Here is a 4,075-nt window from a genome sequence, read left to right as displayed (position 1 = left end):
AACTAGGCGATGTAAGCGTGCTTGAAGCTAAAATCAAAGAAGCTAAAGAGCTTATCGAGCAGCAAAGCGAAGATAAAAGCAAAATCGACAGCCTTAAAAACGAAATTACGGCAGAAATGCAAAAAGTCGCGCAGAATATGGCTCAACAGCAGCAGCCACAAAGCGGAGCGAATCAGCAACAAAATAAAGGCGGTGAAGACGACGTTATCGATGCGGAAGTGGAATAATCCCGCTTCCTGTTCTTTTTTTATTATATAATTTATAGTGTCAGACACAAAAACCGTTGAAGGTAATATATTTTTTCAGTTGCTAATAGGAGAAATTTATAAATTATTAAAAGAAATGAAATTATTCTTTTTTAATATAAAACACTTTCGAATCTAAAGTTTCGTTGTTTTTTACGATACTTACCCTCCATTTACCTGCAAAAAACGGCCTTATGGTAATGTTTGAATATGTTCTCCATCTAATCCCCGCAAAAACCGGAAGCTGTATGTCCGCATAAAGTTTCCAGACACCGTTGACTTCTTTTTCCCATACGAAATCTACTAAAAAGTTTTCTTTAATGTCGGTAAAATAGGTAAAAGCGTAAACTTTCCTGTCTTTTGTAAAAAACGTATCGGTTATGTTAACCGGTGTAAGGTTTTTAACGTTTTTACACGTTACGAATTCTTTAATGTCGAATCCGAAAGAAAAAACCGTAAGAAACAGAAAAAAAATAACCTTTTTCATCTCATACCTCCAAAATTACGGTGACGGGACCGTCGTTTACGATGTTTATCTCCATCATTGCTCCGAAAACTCCCGCTTTTGTCGAAATATATTTGTTTAATTCTTTTATCATTTTATCATAAAATTCTTTTGCATCCGAAGGCGGCATGGAATTTTGAAAATTTGGTCTTGTTCCCTTTTTTGTAACGGCCGGGACGGTGAAATTCGGAATTAGCAGTATTTCCCCTTCGATATCGGAAACGTTTTTGTCAAACCTTTCACCGAAAAGCCTTATATTTGCTATTTTTCTTGCCATTTTTTTAAGTTTTTCTTCGTTATCTCCTTTTTCAAATCCGATAAGTACGTTAAGGCCTTTGTTTATTTCGTTTATTAATTTTCCCTCAACGTATACGCTTGAATGTTTAACCCTCTGAAGTACTGCTTTCATTCGCAAGCTCCACAAGAAATTTTGCCGCTTTTTCACTGTCGTTCGGACATTCGACAACCTTGTATTCCTTTATACCCATTTCATTTGCCAAATGTTTGTACTCCACTTTCAGCTCCAGATCAGTTTCGCTGTTGTCTATCATAAATGAAATAGGGTAAATTAGCACCTTTTCGTTTTTATATTTTTCAAGCTCTTCGTGAAGATAAGGTTTGAGCCACTCGGCAAATCCGAATCTCGACTGGTATGCGAGGTTTATGGATTTGAATTCAGGGAGTTTTTCTTTTAAAATATCAACGTGCTGTTCGATATGTTCTTGATATTTGTCGCCTTTTTCAATCATTTTTTTCGGAAGTCCGTGGGCAGAAAAAATCAGATGCCACTCTTCGGGGTTTTCAACTGAATTTAAAATATTTTCCGCAATAATTTCGTTAAATCTTTCATTTTCAAAGAAGGGTTTTACTATGTTTACTTTACCGTTATATTCTGTTTCTTTCAGCTCGTCCAAAGAGCTTTCGTATGTCGTAAATGAATAATGCGGGTAAAGCGGCAGAAGCGTTACTTCTTTGTATTTACCGATTACGTCTTTGAGTTTGGGTTTAGTGTAACGCATGGCGTATATTATGTCGGAGTCGGTGTATCTTTTCATATTGTCACAGAGTTTTTCGGTGAGGTCGTATATTCTGCTTCCTCCAATGCTTTCGTAATTTTTCCACACTTTTTTGTACCTGAGATTGGAAATAAGAGGTGCCAATATGTGTCTTATCGGGGAATTTATGATTCTTTTGTCTTTAAACATATTGTATAAAAATTCTTTAAGCTCCTCGGGGCTTCTCGCCCCGCCCATATTGAGTAAAACAATCGCTTTCATTGTATCTCCAGATATTTGTTTATATTTATTCCGAACCCTTTAAGAGCGCTGAATTCGTTTTTGTGCCTGCTGAAAAGATTAAGGTTTTTTATTCCGAGCGCTTTTAATATCTGAGCTCCGATTCCGTACTCTTTGTCCGATTCTTTTGAATCCGAATCTATAAATATTATAACTCCGCCGTTATATTTAATGTATTCGAGCACTTTTTCGTATTCTTTTAAAGTATCGCCGTTTAAAAGAAAATCCACATTTTTTGTCACTCTGTAAAATTTAACGTTTGTTGTTTTTTTAGGATTGTTTGCAAGAACGAAATGTTCGTTGCCGAGATGATCTTTAAAAACCGTTTTTTTAAACTTAACTCCGTCTAATTCGATTGATTCCTCTTTTTTTTTGGTAATTAACGTTTCAAACTGCAGTCTGTATTCAACCAAATCGGATATGTAAACCACTGTGAGATTGTGTTTTTTTGCAAATTCCGCTAAATCTTTTCTTCTCGCCATCGTCCCGTCTTCATTCATGATTTCACATATAACGGCGCTCGGATACACACCGGCCAATTTACAAATATCTACGCTTCCTTCCGTATGTCCCGTACGTACGAGTACTCCGCCTTCTTTTGCGACAAGGGGGAAAATATGTCCCGGTTTTACAAAATCGTCGGGTTTGGAGGTGGGGGATGATAGTTTTTTAATTGTTAAATCTCGTTCAAACGCACTTATTCCCGTTGTGCACTCTTTGGCATCCACGCTTACCGTAAACGCTGTGGAGAAACTTTCCTTATTTGAATCGACCATAGGTTTTAATTCTAGTTTACCGGCAATATCGTTGGTAAGACTGACACATATAAGCCCTCTCCCTTCTTTGGCGAGAAAATTCACTTTCTCAGGGGTGGAAAAAACACCGGCGTATACCAAATCCCCTTCGTTTTCCCTTTCTTCGTCGTCAATCATTATTATTATCTGTCCTTTTTGGATAGCTTCAATCGCTTTTTTTACTCTTTCTATCGGATTTGGCATAAACTACCTTTTTTTTATGAAATTTTACTATAAAGTCCGCTGAATGTTATAAACATTCTAACCGCGTTCATCATTGCCTGATACTGAATATAATTTCTTTCTCCTTTAAATAAATATTGTTCAACTTTCAGTATTTTTTTGTTGGCAACCCCTATAAACACCGTACCTACCGGTTTATCCGGTGTTCCTCCCGTAGGACCCGCAATTCCGCTGACAGCGACGGCGTAATCCGCTTTGCTGATTTCAAGAGCGCCGAGAAGCATCTCTTTTACGGTCTGTTCGCTCACGGCACCGTACTTTTCAAGCGTCAGTTCTTCTACCCCGAGCCATTCGTGTTTAATTTTGTTAGCGTATGTTACAACGCTTCCGTCAAAACAGTTGCTTGAACCGCTTATTTTCGTAAGGCTGCTTGCAATCAATCCTCCCGTACAGCTTTCGGCGAATGTTATTTTTTTAGGGGGAAGGTTGTTTACGATATGTTCGAATAAATTACCGAAAACGGTGTAAGGAATAATGTTTAAAATTTCTTTTTTAACGATATTTTCAAGCTTTTCCGTAACGATTTCTACGAACCCCCCTTCGTTTTCCATAACGATATATGAAAGTTTATGGGCGTTTAATATGGGTTCTAAAAACATATTTACCGTTTCTTTGTCGAATTTAAAAATGTTAATGCTTTCGTATTCGGGTGTGATAATAAAAATTTCCGGAACTTTATCTTCAAGCAAAATTACATTTATGGGATGATAATAGTCGATAAAAAAACTGTTTTTTGAATATTTAGAATGCTCCGGAATTAAAAAGTCGTCTTTAACTATAAGTTGGCGGTTTGTAAGGTTTGCTAAAATTCTTGCTGCTAGCGGATGTGTTTTTTTGTTTGTAATTATAATCGTTTCATCGTGCGGTTTAAAATCTATATCGAATGTATCGATGTATTTTAAAGAGTCATACTGAACTTTTTTTAAAAATTCCTCTTTTAACGCGTTTTTAAATTTCCATTCTTTGCCTACGAAGATTATTTCCATTTTTCAC

Annotated in this window: 5 protein-coding genes and 1 pseudogene; 1 reads left to right on the top strand and 5 read right to left on the bottom strand. The window is 36.5% G+C overall.

Features of this window, described 5'->3' with window-relative positions; translation table 11 throughout:
• Positions 1-227: pseudogene (gene dnaK, locus ACXJIE_RS09275) on the top strand (molecular chaperone DnaK); the annotation flags it as partial.
• Between the two features lie 121 nt (positions 228-348).
• Here the strand turns inward: dnaK and ACXJIE_RS09270 are convergent.
• From ACXJIE_RS09270 to ACXJIE_RS09250, 5 genes are read right to left on the bottom strand one after another with little or no spacing between them, the layout of a single operon-like run.
• The gene (locus ACXJIE_RS09270) at positions 349-732 is read right to left on the bottom strand and encodes a DUF2914 domain-containing protein (RefSeq protein ID WP_456480693.1); all 384 of its coding nucleotides are present in this window, start codon (positions 730-732) and stop codon (positions 349-351) included.
• A 1-nt stretch (position 733) separates the two neighbouring features.
• Entirely contained in the window at positions 734-1,159 is a 426-nt protein-coding gene (gene dtd / locus ACXJIE_RS09265) for a D-aminoacyl-tRNA deacylase (RefSeq protein WP_456480692.1), read from the bottom strand.
• The gene (hemH, locus tag ACXJIE_RS09260) at positions 1,134-2,027 is read right to left on the bottom strand and encodes a ferrochelatase (RefSeq protein ID WP_456480691.1); all 894 of its coding nucleotides are present in this window, start codon (positions 2,025-2,027) and stop codon (positions 1,134-1,136) included. Before hemH ends, dtd begins: the two co-directional genes overlap by 26 nt.
• Positions 2,024-3,043, bottom strand: a complete 1,020-nt coding sequence (locus ACXJIE_RS09255; RefSeq protein ID WP_456480690.1) for a bifunctional 3,4-dihydroxy-2-butanone 4-phosphate synthase/GTP cyclohydrolase II — start codon at positions 3,041-3,043, stop codon at positions 2,024-2,026. The genes hemH and ACXJIE_RS09255 overlap by 4 nt, the downstream gene beginning before the upstream one ends.
• 14 nt (positions 3,044-3,057) lie before the next feature.
• Positions 3,058-4,068, bottom strand: coding sequence for a CinA family protein (locus ACXJIE_RS09250; protein ID WP_456480689.1), 1,011 nt, complete (start codon positions 4,066-4,068; stop codon positions 3,058-3,060).
• Positions 4,069-4,075 lie beyond the last annotated feature (7 nt).

It is taken from the genome of Nautilia sp. (assembly GCF_053994455.1).
The sequence above is the reverse complement of the archived record's forward strand: the minus strand, read 5'-3'. Positions and strand labels throughout refer to the sequence as shown.